Raw genomic sequence first — 16,121 nt, 5'->3', positions numbered from 1 at the left:
GCTCATGCGGGTGGGACCGGTGGGGGCGGAGAAGCCCGTGCTGTACGCCGACGGCCGCCACTTCGATCTGTCGTCGGTCACCGCCGATCTCGACCCGGCGTTCTTCGCCTCCGACGGGTTGCGGCGCGTAGGCGATGCGATGGGTCTGCCCGAGATCGACATCGCGGGCCAGCGGATCGGGGCCCCGATCGTACGCCCCGGCGTGATCCTGTGCATCGGCCAGAACTACGCCGCCCACGCGGCCGAGTCCGGATCGGAGCCGCCCATCACCCCGATCGTCTTCTACAAGGCACCGAACACCGTCGTCGGGCCGTTCGACGACGTGCTGATCCCGCGCGGATCGACGAAGACCGACTGGGAGGTGGAACTGGGTGTGGTGATCGCTCGGCGTGCCCGGTACCTGTCCTCGCCTGAGGACGCGCTTGCGCACATCGCCGGTTTCGTGCTGTCCAACGATGTGTCGGAGCGGGACTTCCAGCTCGCCCAGTCCGGCGGGCAGTGGTCGAAGGGGAAGTCGTGTGAGACCTTCCAGCCGCTCGGGCCGTGGCTGGTCACGCCTGACGAGATCACCGACCCGCAGGCACTGGGGCTGCGCTCCTGGGTCAACGGCGAGGTCCGGCAGGACTCCTCCACCAAGGACATGATCTTCAGCGTGGCGTTGCTGGTGTGGCACCTGTCCCAGTACACCGTCCTCGACCCGGGGGACCTCATCAACACCGGTACGCCGCAGGGTGTGGCGTTGTCGGGCCGGTTCCCGTACCTGGCGCCGGGCGACGTGATGGAGGTCGAAATCGATGGCCTCGGGCGGCAGCGTTCGGTCCTGAGGAGCGCCTGATGGCCGTGATCGTCGCGGTCGACACCTTCGACGTGCGGTTTCCAACGTCGCGTGAGCTGGACGGCTCCGACGCGATGAACCCCGACCCGGACTACTCGGCCGCCTACGTCATCCTGCGCACCGACGAAGGGCCGGAGGGGCACGGGTTCACGTTCACCATCGGCCGCGGCAACGACATCTGCCGGATGGCGATCGAGACGCTCGCCCCGTTCGTTGTCGGCGTCGATCCCGATGCCGTCGACCTCGGCGCATTCGCTCGCGAGCTCACCCACGACTCGCAACTGCGCTGGCTGGGGCCGGAGAAGGGGGTAGTGCACCTCGCCGCCGCAGCGCTCATCAACGCGATGTGGGACCTGGTCGCCAAGCGCGCCGGTAAGCCGGTCTGGCGTTATCTCGCCGATCTCACCCCGGAGCAGATCGTCGACCTCGTCGACTGGCGCTACCTCACCGACGCGCTCACCCCCGAGGAGGCGTTGCGGATCCTGCGGGCCGCCGAGCCCGGCCGGGCCGGGCGGATCGCCGCCCTGCGGGCCCGCGGCTATCCCGCCTACACCACCTCACCGGGCTGGCTCGGGTACGACGACGAGAAGTTGGCCAGGCTGGCGAAGCAGGCCGTGGTCGACGGGTTCACCCAGATCAAGCTGAAGGTCGGCGCCGATCTGTCCGACGACGTCCACCGTTTCCAGGTGGCTCGGGAGGCCGTCGGCCCGGGCATCCGGATCGCGGTCGACGCCAACCAACGTTGGGACGTCGGCGTGGCGGTCGAATGGATGCGGGCGCTGGCCCCGTACGACCCGTGGTGGATCGAGGAGCCCACCAGCCCCGACGACGTGCTCGCCCACGCCGCGATCCGCACCGCCCTGGCCACTGCTGCGCCGAACGGGGGACCGATCCGGGTCGCGACCGGCGAACACGTGCAGAACCGGATCGTGTTCAAACAACTGCTGCAGGCCGGCGCGGTCGACTTCGTGCAGATCGACGCGTGCCGGGTCGGTGGGGTCAACGAAAACGTCGCGATCCTCCTGCTGGCCGCGAAGTACGGTGTGCCGGTGTGCCCGCACGCCGGGGGCGTCGGCTTGTGCGAACTCGTCCAGCACCTGTCGATGTTCGACTTCGTCGCGGTGTCGGGCACCACCGAGAAGCGGGTCATCGAGTTCGTCGACCACCTGCACGAGCACTTCCTCGCGCCGGCGGTCGTCCGCGACGGCTACTACGTCGCACCGACCGAGCCCGGCTTCTCGGCCGAGATGAGCGCGGACAGCATCGCCGCCTACTCCTACCCTGACGGGCCGGCATGGGCATAGTCGACGTCGACCTGGCGACCGGTCGGGTGCGGATCCGGCCGGTCGAGGGGTACGGCGGCCCGACACAGGCGCTGCGCCTGCTCCTCGACGCGCTGCCCGACCGGGGCGACGTCCCGCCCGGCGCACCGGACGCAGCGCTGCGCCTCGCCGCCGACGCGCCAAGTGCGCTGGTCGCCTCCACCATCGCCGGGGTCGCCGCACCCGGGCTCGCCCGGATCGCCGCGGTCGGGGTGTCGCCGCTGTCCGGCACGGTCGCGGAGACCCGCGCCGAGGGGCCGTTCGCCGCCGGCCTGCGGGCCGCCGGCAGCACCGGGGTGGTCCTGCGCGGTCGCGCCGAACACCCGGTGTACGTCCTGGTCACCGCCGGCTCCGCGAGCCTGCGCGACGCCGCCGACCTGTGGGGCAGCGACACCTGGACGGTCACCGAGGCGCTCGTCGCCCGGCACGGCCCGAACGCCGCCGTCGCGGTGATCGGCCCGGCGGGGGAGGCGGGCACACCGTACGCGTCAGTGGTCACCTGTCGCCAGCATCCGCTGCCGCGCCTGGGCTTCGGCGCGGTGTGGGGCGCGAAGAACGTCAAAGCGGTCGTCTGCGTCGGCATCGCCCGCCCGCCGGTCGCCGACCCGGTCGCCGTCACCCAGATCAGCGACTGGTACGTCGAGCAGGCCGCACACAACCCGCTCGCCGTCTGGCAGCACACCGCGCCCGGCTTCGGCGTGGGGCCCGCGGTCGGGCCTGACGCGGTGATGACACCGCCGCCGGCCCCCGACGGCGTGGCCCCCTGCCCCGGCTGCCCGACGGACTGCATCAAGATTTTCCGGGGTGCCGGGCTGCATCAGGAGGCCCTCTTGGCGCTCGGCCGCGACCTCGGCGTCAGCGACACCGATGCCGTCCTTGAGGCCAACGCCCAGTGCCTGCGCCAGGGCGTCGATCCCGTGTCGTACGCAGAGGCGCTGCGCGCCGCCGGCCGCACGCCATTCGACGGCAGGGCCTACCCGCCGCCCGGCCCCGACACCGTCAAGCGGGTGGCGCTGCCTCCGTTCGACCCCCGGGACCAGCCGAACCTCGGTCTCGGCTACGCGGTCGCGCCCTTCGGCCCGCGCTACGACGTGTGCGAACACGACCTCGACTTCGACCCCGAGCACGGCCTGCCACACGCCTATCCGGAGGTGCGCCGGCTGGGGGCGCGGGTGCCCCGACCGGCGGGCGAGATCGATGTGGAACGGACCGCAGTGCTGATGGCCCTGTGGTCGGGCCTGGACGCGCTGGGCGTGTGTGTGTTCGCTTCCACCCCGACCCGGCCACTGTCCCTGGACCGGGTGGGTGACCTCGTCGAGGCGGTCACCGGCGACCGGCCCGACGTGCTCGCTCTCGGCTACCAGCGGCTACGGCTCATGGCCGAGGTCAATGCGCGTCTGGGCGTACCGCCCGCGGCCGACACCCTGCCCGACCGGTACTTCGACACTCTCGACCGCGCGGCCTTCCAGACCGCGGTCTACCAGCTTCGACGGCGACTCGGATTGATGGAGAGGATTCTTGATGTTTGACGGTTTGGTGGCTGTGGTGACTGGTGGCGGCTCGGGGATCGGGCGCGCCTGTATGGAGGCGCTGCTCGCCGGTGGCGCCCGGGTCGGGGTGCTTGACCTGGATCCGGCGGGCGCACCAGAGGACCCGCGCGTCCACGGGGTACGGGCCGACGTGGCAGACCGCGCCTCGCTCACCGCCGCGATGGAGTCGGTCGCGAACGCGTTCGGTGGGGTGGACATCTTGGTCAACAACGCGGGCATCTCCGCGGTTGGCACCGTCGAGGACAACGACGACGGGCAATGGGCACGCGTCCTGGACGTGAACGTTACCGGGGTCGCCCGGACCACCGCCGCGGCCCTGCCCTACCTGCGCCGGTCCCGCGCCGCGGCGATCGTCAACATCTCCTCGATCGCGGCCACTGCCGGCCTGCCCAAGCGGGCGCTGTACTCGGCGACGAAGGGCGCGGTGCACGCGTTGACGCTCGCCATGGCCGCCGACCTGGTGGGTGCGGGTATCCGGGTCAACTGCGTCGCGCCCGGCACGGTCGACACACCGTGGGTGGCGCGGCTGCTCGCCAACGCCGCCGACCCGCAGGCCGAGAAGCGCCAGCTTGCTGCCCGCCAGCCCACCGGTCGCCTGGTCACCGCGCAGGAGGTGGCGGCGGCGGTGGTGTATTTGGCGTCGCCGGCCGCCGGGGCGGTGACGGGCACCTCTCTCGCCGTCGACGGCGGCATGTCGGGTCTGCGCCTGCCGGCCCGCGGCTGACCGGCCGTGCATCCTCCGCGGGGCTGCGCCGCACCCCGAGAAACGTCCGAGCAAGGTCAGGAGAGCCCGTGCCGAAGGCAAGGGCACCGCACGGGATCTTCCCACTATCGATTTCCTGTCGACTCCCCTACGGTCGGCGCCAAGCGGTGCGGCATTGATCGCCGTGCCTCAGGTAGGGGAGGCATACAGATGGCACTGAAGACCCAGCGGGTGCGCCGCTCGGGCGCGATCCTCGCTTCGACGTTGCTCTCGGCCGGCGGCCTGATGGCGATCGCGCCCGTGTCGGTGGCAACCGCCAGCGCTTCGTGCGCGGGCACGAACGTCGACGCGACGGCTCGCCAGCGGCCGGGCGCCGCAGGCAGCGAGCGGGGGAACTGACCCCCGCGTAGGCTGCCGCCCACGAGATCAACACCCAGCTGCGCCTAGCGGCCGAGGCGGCTGCCAGCGGATCCGCACCGTCTCGCCACCGGGAAGCCGTGGTTCATTGTCGCAGATCCACTGGCGGCATCCCAACGGCTGACGGCCGGCCAACTCAGGTGACTGGTCTCTGCTTGTCGGCGCCGGCCCGGCTGCGCCCCAGCGCGTCGATCCGCCCCCACCGGCCGGGGATGTCCATCAGCTCGATGCGGCCCAGCCCTTCTGGCGGCGCGGGATCGATCATCAGGTGCCCGTCGAGCGGTTGCAGTCCGAGCATCGTGCGGAGCAGCAGCAGGGGTGCCCCGGCGGACCAGGCCTGCGGGCTGCACGCGGTTGGATACGGCACCGGGTACCTGGTCAGGGCGCGGTCGTAACCGGCGAACGCCTCCGGCAGCCGGCCCCCGAAGTGCTCAGCCGCGTCGAGCATCGCCTGGGAGATCCGCGCGGCCTCCTCGTGGAAGCCGTACCGGCGCAGGCCCCAGGCGATGAACGAGTTGTCGAACGGCCAGACCGTGCCCACGTGGTAGCCGACCGGGTTGAACCGGGTCTGGTCCGTCGCCAGCGTCCGCACCCCCCACCCGGAGAACAACCGTGGGCTCATCAGCAGTTCGGCCACCCGCGCCGCCCGCGAGTCGTCGACGATCCCGCTCCACAGCAGGTGACCCATGTTCGAAGCGAGCGCGTCGACCTGGGAGCCGTCCGCGTCGAGGGCCAACGCGTAGTACTCCCCGTTGGCTACCCAGAAGTCCCGGTTGAACCGTTCCTTCAGCTCCGCCGCGTCGCGTTCCAGCCGGTCGGCGTACCCTGGGTCGCCCCAGAACTCCCGCGCCAGCCGGGCGGCCCGGATCTTCGCGTCGTAGGCGTAACCCTGCAGCTCGCAGGTGGCCCGGGGAAAGCCCGGCAGCCGGCCGTCCCGGTAGGAGATCGCGTCCCAGGAGACCTTCCAGCACTGGTTGGGCGACCCGTGCCGGGTGTTCCGCCGCTGATACCAGACATAGCCGTTGCCGAGCAGGTCGGCGTAGGTGTCGATCCAGTCGAGCGCCGCCCGAACGTTCGACTCCAGGTTTTTCACCAGTTCGACGTCGCCGGACCACCGCTCGTACTCGTCGAGCAGCACCACGAACAGTGCTGTGGTGTCCGCCGCCCCGTAGTACACCGCGTACGGTTCCTCCTCGAAGGCCGCCAGCTCGCCGTACCGGATCTCCTGCATGATCTTGCCCGGGTCCCGTTCCCGGAAGTCGTCCAGCTTGGTGGACTGGTTCGTGGCGAGCACCCGCAGCGTCGGGGCGGCCAGTTCCGGCTTGAACGGCAGCGCCTGCAGGCAGGTGAGGATGCTGTCCCGGCCGAAGAGGGTCATGAACCACGGCGACCCGGCGACCGGCACCGGCTCCCAGAAGAGGAGGGTCCGGTAGCGCAGGGCCGCCAGGTCGACCAGGCTCCGCTGGTACGTCACCATCAACGGCCGCGAGTCGGCGAGCAGGCGGGGTGCCCCGGCGAGCCACTCGTCCAGCTGCTGGCGCATCTGCTTCTGGGTCCGGTTCGCGTAGCTGCGCAGGCTCTCCCGGATGTCCCGGCCGTGCGCCCCGGTCACCACGGCCTCCACCTGCAGGTCGGTGGCCCAGGCACCGTGCGGCTCCACCTGGATGTCGAAGGTCATCCCGCGCTGGTCGATGGTGGCCGGGACCGACGACGAGACGACCGTCGCGCGGGTGAACGTCTCCCGGTCGTACCTCAGGCGCAGTTGGTCGTCGGCGACCTCAGCCGTCGTCCGGCCCGGCTTCGCCGGCACGCCCGTGGCTTCGAACAGGTCCGCGAAGTCGCTTTCGATCTCCATTCGGACCCGTAGCCGCACCGGCTTGGCATCATGGTTGAGCACCGTCACCCGCTCCTGCATGCTCCCGCCCAGCGAGCGGTCCCGGATCACCGTCACCTTGGCATTGACGTATTGCGTCGGTTCGCCGGGGACCAGGAAGAACCGCACCTGGTAGTACTGCAGGTTGTCCACCGAGAGCGAGTGCAGCCGCTCGCCGTCAACGGTCAGCCGCCACACCGACAGGAACCGGGTGTCGAACGAGTACAGCCCGGTCAGATAGTCCGGCGACGGGACGATGTCGCCGTGACCGTCGCTGACCGCGAAGGTGTTGCCGTCGAGGACGCCGAACTGGCGGTGGCGTCTCCTCTTGCTGTCCTCCCTAGCCGTTGTCCGCCGCTGAAAGCGGTCGGTCGGATACTCCGGTGCCGCGGCGGCGGTGGGAGCCAGGACCCGGGGGTCCCGGGCGCCGGGTGGGTCAGGCAGCATCCGCTCCAGCAAGTACAGTTTCGTCGGGTCGCCCTCTAACGTGTAACGGCGCCGCAGCACTGCGGCGTCCAAGTTGGTCCGCCCGGTCAGCAGCGCCTCGAAGAACTCCGGGTCGGCGCGCATGACGCAGTCGGCGGGCCGTTTGTCCCTGCTGACCGTGACGGTTCCATTCGTGACCGTGAAATACCAGTGGTCGGTCCGGCCGTCCGCGCTGGCGTCGAGTCGGATCGTCCCGAAGTCCCGGGCGCGCAGCCTCCTGGAGGCCCGCCTGGTGAATTCGTCGAAAAATTCATCGGTCAGTCCCACCTTCGGGCGCCCCTCCTGCTCTGCGGCCGGCCCGACACCCGGACGCTGGGCACTACCCGGTTTCCCGGCGATCACACGTATCCTTGCCGGTTGGGTCGACAGCCGGGCGGTGCATTGGGGGGACTTCGGCGGCCTACGCCGAGGCCTGGCTGGCCGCCGCGTATGACGCGCTCCACGTCTGGGCCGTCTCCGACTTTGCCCGGCCTGCTCGTCCATCAAACCGGCCCGCCAGGCGCTCCACGCCGAGTGGTCGTGGTGCTCTCGGGGCCGCCGCGGTGGTCCGTCCGTTCAGGCGTCCTGGCTGAAGAGCAACCCGGCAGCCAAGGGCGCCAGCCCGGCTCTGGCCAGCGGCTGTTCGGGGTCAGGCGGCGTGTCCGCGGTCCGGTAGCTGCTCGGCGGAATCCCATAGCTGTGGCGGAAGCGCCGGGAGAAGTGGAAGGCGCTCACGAAGCCGCAGGCGGAGCCGACGTCCTCGATGCGAAGGTTGCTGTGTCGCAGCAACACGGCGGCTCGGGCCATCCTGATCATTTCCAGTGCAGCAGCGGGGCCGACCTGGTATCGCGCCCGGAACAACCGTGCCAGGTGGCCCGCGGAAACGCCGGCAGCGGCGGCCAGTTCCGCCACCGGCACCGGGCGCGCCACGCCGTCTCTCCACCGGCCAGCGACGTGCTCGACCAGCCGCCTGAGGTACGGGTCCAGGGCACGTTCGCCACGGGGATCGGCGACCAACGGGTCGGCGAACAGTTCGAGCAGCCAGCCGAGCACGGCACGTTGGCGCACCGCGGACGCCGGTGACGGGTCGGCGCCGAGCCGGAGCAGGTAGCGGCACAGCGCAGCCAGTGGGTCGCCCGGTGACAGCGTTCGGCAGTCGGGCCAGGCGGCGGCGTCGCCCCCGCCAGCGTCGAGGCTGAAGTGCACGTAGGCGTGCGCCGACGGTGCTTCGGCATCCCAGCTGAACTGGTGGGTTGTCCCTGGGCGGGTCAGCAGGAGCATTCCCGGTCGAAGCTGCAGCCGCCGCTGGCCGGACTGCCAGACGGACGTGCCGGAGAGCAGCCAGACGAACTCGAAGTCGTGCAACGTGACCGGCCCGTAGGTGGACCCCGGCGGGTAGTGCGCGACCCGCGTTCCACCGCACGCAACGACTTCCGGTGTCACGATCAGGCATGCTATCCGCTTGTACTGGGCATGGCTTCTGCGTCCCACGCATGCCACCGTCGAGGCGACACGCCTGACCGAGAAGGTGACATGACTACTTTGGCCCCCCGATCCCAGACCGGGACATCCCCGCCCGACGAAATACCGGATGCGCTGATCGCGCAGGTGAAGGCGAACGGCTACGGCGTTCTGCCGGATGCCCTGACCGCCGACGAGGTCGCCGCGCTCAACACCGAAGCGGCCCAGATCTGCCGGGCCCAGCTGCGCCTCGATCGGCAACCCACGCACGGACTCGCCGACATCGACGTGATGCGGCGCTTCCTGTGCTTGCACCAGCCGCACAAGGCGTCGGCGATCTTCACTGCGGCGCTGGCGCATCCCCGCCTGGTGGCCGTGCTGACGAAGCTGATCGGTCCGAACGTGAAGTCGATGCAGTCGATGCTGTTCGTCAAGTCCGCGGGCAAGCCCGGCCAGGCATGGCACCAGGACGAGTTCTTCATCCCGACCCGGGACCGGTCACTGTACGCGGCCTGGATCGCGCTCGACGCCGCCACCGTCGACAACGGCTGTCTGTGGGTGCTTCCCGAGTCCCATCGGACCGGGGTGCTCTACCCCGACCGGGACCACGCCGATCCGCGCTTCGACTGCACGGTCGAGGCCTACAACTTCCCTTTCTCTGATGGGGAGGCGGTACCCGTCGAGGTGCCGGCTGGCGCGGCGGTGTTCTTCCACGGATACCTGCTGCACCGGTCCCTGCCCAACACGGCCGACTGCGGATTCCGCCGCGCGTTCGTGGGCCACTACATGTCCGCCGAATCGCTCTTGCCGTGGGGGCCACTGCCCAGCGATTGCCACATCGGCAAGCACGACTTCCGCGACATCGTCATGGTTGCGGGGGAGGACCCCTACGCGTGGCGGGGTGTCGAGGATGTCGTCGGCCTGCACGTACGGCCTGACGGCGACGGAGGCTGCGACCGATGACGCGCGCCGCGCTCGTCGTTCGTGGCGGTTGGGAGGGCCATGCGCCCGTCGCCGCCACGGACCTGTTCATCCCGGGTCTGCGCGCGAACGGCTACGCAGTCGACGTCGCCGACTCACCCGCCGTCTACGCCGACGGCGAGTACCTGGCCGGTGTCGACCTGATCCTGCAGTGCTACACGATGGGCAGCATCGAACCGCAGCAGTTCGCGGCGCTGGAAGCGGCGGTGCGGGCGGGGACCGGATTCGCCGGCTGGCACGGCGGGATCATCGATGCCTACCGCAACACTCCCGCCTACTGCCAGATGGTGGGCGGGCAGTTCGCCTGCCACCCGGCCAAGGCTCCCGACGAGTGCGAAGGCGTGCCGGACGACGTCTTCCTGCCACACCGGATCACCATGCTGCCGGCCGCGCACGAGCACCCGATCACCGCCGGCATCGACGACTTCGACCTGGTCACGGAACAGTACTGGGTGCTCACCGACCCGTACAACGACGTGCTGGCCACGACGACGGTCCCGGCCCGCACCGGGGACCCCTGGCGGCGCCCGGTGACCTCACCGGCGATCTGGACCCGGCGCTGGGGAGCCGGGAAGATCTTCGTCGTCACCGCCGGGCACAGCCTGGACGTACTGGAGCACCCGAGCGTGCGGACCGTCATCGAAAGGGGCTTGCTGTGGGCGAGCCGGTGAACGTCGGAATCATCGGCTGCGGCAACATCGCGTCGCAGTACCTGGAGACGCTGACCCGCCTTCCCCAACTGAGCCTGGTCGCCGTCGCCGACCTCGATGCCGAGCGCGCCCGCGCGCTGGCCGGCACCGGGTCCGAGGTCCGCGCGGTGAGCGTCGCCGAGTTGCTGGCCGCCGATGACGTCGAGGCGGTGCTGAATCTCACCGTTCCTGCCGCCCACGCCGAGGTGTCCCTTGCGGCGATAGCGGCGGGCAAGCGCGTATACAGCGAAAAGCCCCTCGCCGCGACCACCGAGCAGGCCAGCGCGATCCTGGCCGCGGCCAACGCCCGCGGCATCGCCCTCGGCTGTGCCCCGGACACCGTGCTCGGCACCGGCATCCAGACCGCCCGCAAGGCCATCGACGACGGCTTGATCGGACCGCCCGTCGCGGCCACCGCGACCATGGTCACCGCCGGCCACGAACGCTGGCACCCCAACCCCGACTTCTACTACCTGCCGGGGGGCGGGCCACTGTACGACATGGGGCCGTACTACATCAGCGCGCTGGTCACCCTGCTCGGTCCGGTCACCACCGTCCTCGGCGCCGCGCGCCGTAGCCGACCCACCCGCACCATCGGCTCCGGTCCCCGCGCAGGCGAAGCCATCGCCGTCGAGGTCGACACCCACGTCACCGGCGTCCTCCAGCACGCGAACGGCGTCCTGTCTACCCTGGTCATGAGCTTCGACTGCCTCGCTACCACGGCGGCGAGCATCGAAGTCCATGGGACACATGGATCACTGGTGGTTCCCGATCCGAACGCGTTCGGCGGTGATCCGCTCGTTCGTACGGACTCCGACTCCGGGTGGCGTCGCCTGCCGGTGAGCGCCGGGTACGAGAAAGCCAGCCGCGGCTACGGCCTCGCCGACCTCGTGTGCACACCGCCGGGGCAGACGCTGCGCGCGAGCGGAGAGTTGGGTTTCCACGTACTGGATGTGATGCAGTCGCTGCTGCTCGCCGCACATGCCGGGAGTGGCGTCGTGGTGGCGAGCCGATGTGTGCGCCCACGACCGGTGGAACTCACCGATCTCCTCGCGGGCGGCTGACCCCCGCCGACCCGATCACGTGATGGCCGTAGGCCAGTCTGGCCAGCGCGGCCATGCGTATGTGCTCCGGCCAGAGCTGCGCGTAGCCGGGAGGTCTATCCCTCCCGGCTACGAGATCTCAGCGGTTGTCGGCGGGCTGCAGGTGCACCGCGACAACACCGAGCCGGGGTATCGCGGTGACGACCTCGTCGCCGTCGATCGTGGCGGGCCCGGTGGGGTCGCCCAGGTAGGTGGCGCGGGCCGCGGCGGCGACCGGGAAGCCGCAGCGCAGCCGGACGTCGAGTTGTTCGGTGGCGAAGGATTGCAGCCGGACGAGGAGGCCAGCGGGCGTGCCGGCGGCCTCTGAGGCGGGCAGCGGGATCACGCCGAGCACGGCGACACGTGGATCGTCCACCGAGAGCAGGGCCACCTCGGCGGGTGCGTCGAGGTCCGAGCGGCCGTGCGCGGCCACCGCGATCAGCGGATGGTTGATCTCGTTCGCCGTGCGCAGTGCGAGCGCGTCGGCGTGCAGATCCTCGCCGGCTCGCCGTACGCCGATCGCGTACCGGAAGGTCGTGTCGAACGCCTGCTGGGAGGGGAAGTTGGTGTCCCAGATGTTGTTGTGGACCCACGAGTAGAGCGTGGCCGGCTCGCGCGGGGCCGTGCTGTCCGGAAACGGTGTGTAGGGCAGCGCGATGGTCTCCGGCTCGACGAGTGGCGCGTCCCGCGTCACCCAGCAGACCGGGCCGGCCGCGTCCTGCAGCGACACGAACGACCGGACGGCGCGCATGTGCCGCGGTGCGCCGGGCACGTGCGCCAGGTCGTTGCCGGTCAGCGCGCCGGTGATCTCGTAGTGCACGACCGGCCGGTCCAGGCCGAAGGGGAACGCGAAGTAGGCGCTCTCCTTCGTCATGGTCGCCGGCTTGTCGAGGTGGTTGTCGACGACGACGTACGGCGCGTGGTGCCCGAGCTGGATCGTGGTCCGCGCCGAGCGGACGCCGTCGGCCGCGTACTCGTAGGTGAGGCGTTGCTCCAGTGCGTCGTCGGTGCGTTCCAGCAGCACCGCGGGTCGGGCCAGTCGGCGGCTGCCGAGCAGCTCCAGCTCCCCGCTGACCTGGGACTTGCCGCTCTGGTGGTTGACGCCGCCGGCGGTGGCGTAGGTGTCGTAGACGTAGCCGTTGAAGCCGACCACCGCGTTCTGGTTGACCAGTTCCCGGCCGGTCGCCTTCTCGACCAGGCTCGCGATGCAGGCCCGGCGCAGGTCCACCCGTACTCGTAGGTGGTCGTTCTCCAGGACGAGGTCGCGCTCGGTCGGCAGGCCGTCCAGCGTCTGCGGGGGCGCGGTGCTGGCCGCCACGTCGAACGCCGGCGGCATCGCGCCGGCGGGCTGCGGTGCCCGCGGGTTGACGGTCCCGGTCACGTCCAGCCGGACCAGGCCGAACGCCGGCACGTCCGGCACCGTGACCCGCAGCCACCGCCCCGCGTCCCGGTGTACGGGGTTGACCTGGGGTTCCTCCACCGCGGGCAGGCGGGTGCCGTCGCGCCCGTCGGTGACCACAAGCGGCCGGTCCAGCGGGACGCGGCTCTCCCGGACGAACAGTTCGACGGTTGACGTGCGCGCCGTGGGCGTGGTGTTGGCCGCCCAGAAGGTCACGTCCGCGCGGTCGCCGGCCGGCAGCACCGCGCCGAGCGCGGCGGATGCGTGGTCCAGGAGGGTGGCGGCATCGTCGTGGCCGTGCAGGGCATGGGCGTACTTCCAGTGCCACTGCTGCTCACCGGACTGCGTGCCGCTGTCGCCGTGGGTCCACGGATCGGCGGCCCCCCAGGTGTGTTCGTTGAACAGGGACACGGAGTGGTAGACGGCAGCGGCGCCGTCCTGCGCGGCCGGCGCCAGCGCGCCGGACAACGCGGTTCCCCCGATGAGCGCCGCCATGCCGTAGAGGCTCTGCGCGTCGGTCACCGATGCCTGGGCCCGGCGTACCATTGCCTGCGGGCGGGCGCCCGATCCGATTCCGTCGACCCACCAGTCGCCCCAGTCGCCCTCGAACGTGGGAATGCGGTCACCCAGCCGTGCCTCGGCGTCGAGGAAAAAGTCGGTGTTGGTGGACAGCCGCAGCGTCGGGCTGTCCCAGGTCTCGTTCCAGCGGCGCACCGTCTCGGCGAGAATGAGCCGAGGTGGCGCGTTGTCTCCGAAATGGCCCTGGACCCGCAGGTGCAGCACGTCCCCCGGGTACGGCTCGCGGTCCGTCACCGCCGGGCCGTACCAGCCTAACGTCCCGAACGGAAACGGGTACGGCCGCGTCGCCAAGGATGTCAGGTACGCGGGGAGCAGATCGTCGACCACCTCATATGACGTGTCGAAGCCCAACATGGGGCCTTCCATGTAGGCGAAGCCGTGCGGGGTGTCGGTCATCCACACCAGCACCTCGTTGCCCGACGGTGAGCGCCACCGGAACAACCGCGGGAGCTTCGAGCCGCCGGTGAGGTTCGGCACCGACCGGCCGGCCCAGTTGTGCGCCACGGACAGATACCTGATGTCGAGCTGCGCCAGCGCGTCCGGCAGGCCGGCGACGGTGCCGGGCACGTCGGTCTGCATGGCGGACCGGATGGGAACGCCGTAGTCGCGGCGGACCTGCCGGGCGAGACCCAGCAGCTCGTGCAGCTCGTCGGTGGAGCACGCGTCGGTGTGCAGGTTGTACGGCATCGCGGTCAGCTCGATCTGGCCGGCGCGTACGCGGTCGACGAACTCCGCGACTCGCTCGGGCGGCCGAGCCGCAGCCCACTGCTGGAACGACCAGAGTGATTCCACGGCCCAGCGGAACCGGGACTCCTCGGGCCAGCCGTCGGTGACGCGGGTCAGGTCGAGGCAGGAGTCGAGGAAGGCGACGTGCTGGCTGAGCACCGTGCCTTGCGGATCCGTGTAGCCGATGTCGAGGTGCGAATGGTGCACGAGGTGGATTGCCCAGTTACGCGGGGGCTCCAGCGTGAACTCCAGGACGGCGTGCGTGTCGCCGTTGCGTACCTCAAGGCGTACCTCGCGCCGTTCGTCCTCGGCGGGCAGCAGTAGTCGCGGACCGCCACGCGCGGGCAGCACCTCGATCGGGACCGGTCCGCGCCCGGCGATCTCGGCGGTGAACTCCCAACCGGGATACTGATCCGTGGCGGCGACGCTGTCGCCGGAGATCAGGATGCGTACGGCTCGCTGCGGGCCCGCCGAAGTGCGCCGCACGAGGTGCTCCGGCAGGACGCGTAGCTCGGTGCCCGCCATCGAAGCTCTTGCGACGATGGCGAGGTCCATCATGCCCGCGCGGGCCTTCTCTGTCGACCACGGGTGGTCTCTTACCAGGGCGCGAGTGGTCATGGGGGTTTCTCCTCGAAGTGGAGGTGGTAGGCGGATCCGTACCGGACCTGAGCCCAGTCCGCCGATTGGATGTAGGTGCTGGTGCCGCCGCTGTGCCCGGCGGTGTCGATGAATCACCTCTGGTAGGCCGCCGTCATGTACTGGCGTGCCATAGGTGGACCACGTGGTCTGGTGGGTGACTGGGCATGGTGCGCCCAGCCGCCGTTGGGCAGGTACTCAAAGATGTCCAACTCGCTGTAGAGCGGGCCCCGCCAGAGCGCAACGGACTGATGGTGATCGTGTTCCGGCCCGCCTTGAGGGTGACGGCGGGTAGTGTCACCTCCATACAAGGCGCTGACCCGGAATGTTCGGGTCAGCGCCTTGTATCGACTCAAGCTCCGGCGAGGAGGGCCGCGAGCGTGACGGTTTCCGCGTCACCTACCGACCGTTTATGGCCACCTCGAGCAGGTCAATCGTTGACCCGTTTGCTCCGCCATCGAAGACCAACTTGACGTACTGGGCTTGCGCGTTCAACGGGTACTTGTTATAGAACCCGAACCAAGCGGTGCCCGTGGGGCCGTTGATTGTGCTGGCATCACTCCAGCTCACGCCGTCGGCGCTGGTTTGGATCTTGATCGTCTTGGGCGTGCTGAGATACTTCTGATTCAGTGAGTTGAAGTTTATGTCGATATTCGAAATCTCGGACTTTGTCGGAAGCTTGAACTGGATCCAGGACTGTTCGTTCGCCGCTACCGACCACTTCAAACCATCGAAGTGAGTTGCGTCGATCGCCTTCCCATCGGTGAGGTGCTCCATCGCATCTTGCTGATGACTGGCGGTTACTTCAGCCGTCTTCGCAAGGTTGTGGTATGGCAGGAGGTCCAGGAAGACCCTGTTGGTCGTGAAGTTTTTACCGTCCAGAGTCACGTCTGCCCAAACGACGCCTCTCGTAGGCACCGCGATGTCCGGCGTGATGATCTTGTCGTGTTTGAAGGTAAACGTATCTACTTCCCTGATGGCGACCGGCTTGTATTTATCGCCGCCAGCCAGATCGACAATACCGCCATGCCATCTGATCTGTGCCGCGTCCAACCCGATGGAACCGCCCTTGGCCGACCTGCCCTCTATCTCGTAGCGGAGCCCATCGGTCAGGCCGAACTCGCCGTACGCCTCTTTTCCTTCGACCAGCAAGGATGCGCCAATCATGTCCTCGCCGACATAAATGACGCCGCCCTTGACCCTGACCTTCAACGCATCTTCTTTGGTTACGCCCTCATGAGTGCCTTTTACGGTAATGGTCGTCGTGCCGTCCGATACCGGCCTCACGATTCCTGTAGGACGAACGTCCGCTACCTCAGGGTTTGCGCTGCTGTAGGTGACCGCCGAAAGCTTCGCCTTCAAGGCGGGGAACGTCATGTATCCCTCGGCATTGACCTTCAGTA

12 protein-coding genes are annotated in these 16,121 nt (G+C 69.6%); 8 read left to right on the top strand and 4 right to left on the bottom strand.

Going from position 1 to position 16,121, the window contains the following annotated elements; genetic code table 11:
• The first annotated feature begins 4 nt into the window (after positions 1-4).
• The 5 genes from ONA70_RS26095 to ONA70_RS26075 all read left to right on the top strand — a co-directional run bounded on the left by ONA70_RS26095 (position 5) and on the right by ONA70_RS26075 (position 4,809).
• Positions 5-835, top strand: coding sequence for a fumarylacetoacetate hydrolase family protein (locus tag ONA70_RS26095; RefSeq protein WP_265009128.1), 831 nt, complete (start codon positions 5-7; stop codon positions 833-835).
• On the top strand, positions 835-2,139 hold the full coding sequence (locus ONA70_RS26090; RefSeq protein ID WP_265009127.1) for an L-fuconate dehydratase: 1,305 nt from the start codon (positions 835-837) through the stop codon (positions 2,137-2,139). Before ONA70_RS26095 ends, ONA70_RS26090 begins: the two co-directional genes overlap by 1 nt.
• Complete coding sequence (locus tag ONA70_RS26085) at positions 2,130-3,686, top strand: aldehyde ferredoxin oxidoreductase N-terminal domain-containing protein (protein WP_265009126.1); 1,557 nt, start codon at positions 2,130-2,132, stop codon at positions 3,684-3,686. Before ONA70_RS26090 ends, ONA70_RS26085 begins: the two co-directional genes overlap by 10 nt.
• Positions 3,679-4,431 carry an SDR family NAD(P)-dependent oxidoreductase gene (locus ONA70_RS26080; protein ID WP_265009125.1) on the top strand — a complete coding sequence of 251 codons (753 nt, stop codon included), beginning with the start codon at positions 3,679-3,681 and terminating at the stop codon, positions 4,429-4,431. The genes ONA70_RS26085 and ONA70_RS26080 overlap by 8 nt, the downstream gene beginning before the upstream one ends.
• 189 nt (positions 4,432-4,620) lie before the next feature.
• Positions 4,621-4,809, top strand: coding sequence for a hypothetical protein (locus ONA70_RS26075; RefSeq protein ID WP_265009124.1), 189 nt, complete (start codon positions 4,621-4,623; stop codon positions 4,807-4,809).
• A gap of 154 nt (positions 4,810-4,963) precedes the next feature.
• Here ONA70_RS26075 and ONA70_RS26070 read toward each other — a convergent pair whose 3' ends face one another.
• Positions 4,964-7,453 (bottom strand): glycogen debranching N-terminal domain-containing protein, encoded by a 2,490-nt coding sequence (locus ONA70_RS26070; protein ID WP_265009123.1) that lies wholly within the window; start codon positions 7,451-7,453, stop codon positions 4,964-4,966.
• A gap of 288 nt (positions 7,454-7,741) precedes the next feature.
• A complete protein-coding gene (locus ONA70_RS26065) occupies positions 7,742-8,608 on the bottom strand; it encodes an AraC family transcriptional regulator (protein WP_265009122.1) in 867 nt (288 codons plus the stop codon).
• A gap of 90 nt (positions 8,609-8,698) precedes the next feature.
• Between ONA70_RS26065 and ONA70_RS26060 the strand changes: the two genes are divergently transcribed.
• From ONA70_RS26060 to ONA70_RS26050, 3 genes are read left to right on the top strand one after another with little or no spacing between them, the layout of a single operon-like run.
• Positions 8,699-9,589, top strand: coding sequence for a phytanoyl-CoA dioxygenase family protein (locus tag ONA70_RS26060; protein ID WP_265009121.1), 891 nt, complete (start codon positions 8,699-8,701; stop codon positions 9,587-9,589).
• A complete protein-coding gene (locus ONA70_RS26055) occupies positions 9,586-10,278 on the top strand; it encodes a ThuA domain-containing protein (RefSeq protein WP_265009120.1) in 693 nt (230 codons plus the stop codon). Before ONA70_RS26060 ends, ONA70_RS26055 begins: the two co-directional genes overlap by 4 nt.
• Positions 10,263-11,360, top strand: a complete 1,098-nt coding sequence (locus ONA70_RS26050; protein WP_265009119.1) for a Gfo/Idh/MocA family protein — start codon at positions 10,263-10,265, stop codon at positions 11,358-11,360. The genes ONA70_RS26055 and ONA70_RS26050 overlap by 16 nt, the downstream gene beginning before the upstream one ends.
• Positions 11,361-11,478: 118 nt before the next feature.
• Here ONA70_RS26050 and ONA70_RS26045 read toward each other — a convergent pair whose 3' ends face one another.
• Both ONA70_RS26045 and ONA70_RS26040 read right to left on the bottom strand, forming a co-directional pair.
• Positions 11,479-14,700, bottom strand: a complete 3,222-nt coding sequence (locus ONA70_RS26045; protein ID WP_265009118.1) for a glycoside hydrolase family 38 N-terminal domain-containing protein — start codon at positions 14,698-14,700, stop codon at positions 11,479-11,481.
• Positions 14,701-15,117: 417 nt separating this feature from the next.
• A partial coding sequence (locus tag ONA70_RS26040; protein WP_265009117.1) for a discoidin domain-containing protein occupies positions 15,118-16,121 on the bottom strand: 1,004 nt, incomplete at its 5' end.

Source organism: Micromonospora yasonensis, assembly GCF_026013475.1.
GTDB classification, from domain to species: domain Bacteria; phylum Actinomycetota; class Actinomycetes; order Mycobacteriales; family Micromonosporaceae; genus Micromonospora; species Micromonospora yasonensis.
Note: the sequence above shows the minus strand (reverse complement) of the source record. Positions and strands in the feature narration are given on the sequence as shown.

Coding starts and splice junctions, on each gene's coding strand:
- ONA70_RS26095 (WP_265009128.1), top strand. CDS start 5: ATGCGGGTGGGACCGGTGGGGGCGGAGAAGCCCGTGCTGTACGCCGAC.
- ONA70_RS26090 (WP_265009127.1), top strand. CDS start 835: ATGGCCGTGATCGTCGCGGTCGACACCTTCGACGTGCGGTTTCCAACG.
- ONA70_RS26085 (WP_265009126.1), top strand. CDS start 2,130: ATGGGCATAGTCGACGTCGACCTGGCGACCGGTCGGGTGCGGATCCGG.
- ONA70_RS26080 (WP_265009125.1), top strand. CDS start 3,679: ATGTTTGACGGTTTGGTGGCTGTGGTGACTGGTGGCGGCTCGGGGATC.
- ONA70_RS26075 (WP_265009124.1), top strand. CDS start 4,621: ATGGCACTGAAGACCCAGCGGGTGCGCCGCTCGGGCGCGATCCTCGCT.
- ONA70_RS26060 (WP_265009121.1), top strand. CDS start 8,699: ATGACTACTTTGGCCCCCCGATCCCAGACCGGGACATCCCCGCCCGAC.
- ONA70_RS26055 (WP_265009120.1), top strand. CDS start 9,586: ATGACGCGCGCCGCGCTCGTCGTTCGTGGCGGTTGGGAGGGCCATGCG.
- ONA70_RS26045 (WP_265009118.1), bottom strand. CDS start 14,700: ATGACCACTCGCGCCCTGGTAAGAGACCACCCGTGGTCGACAGAGAAG.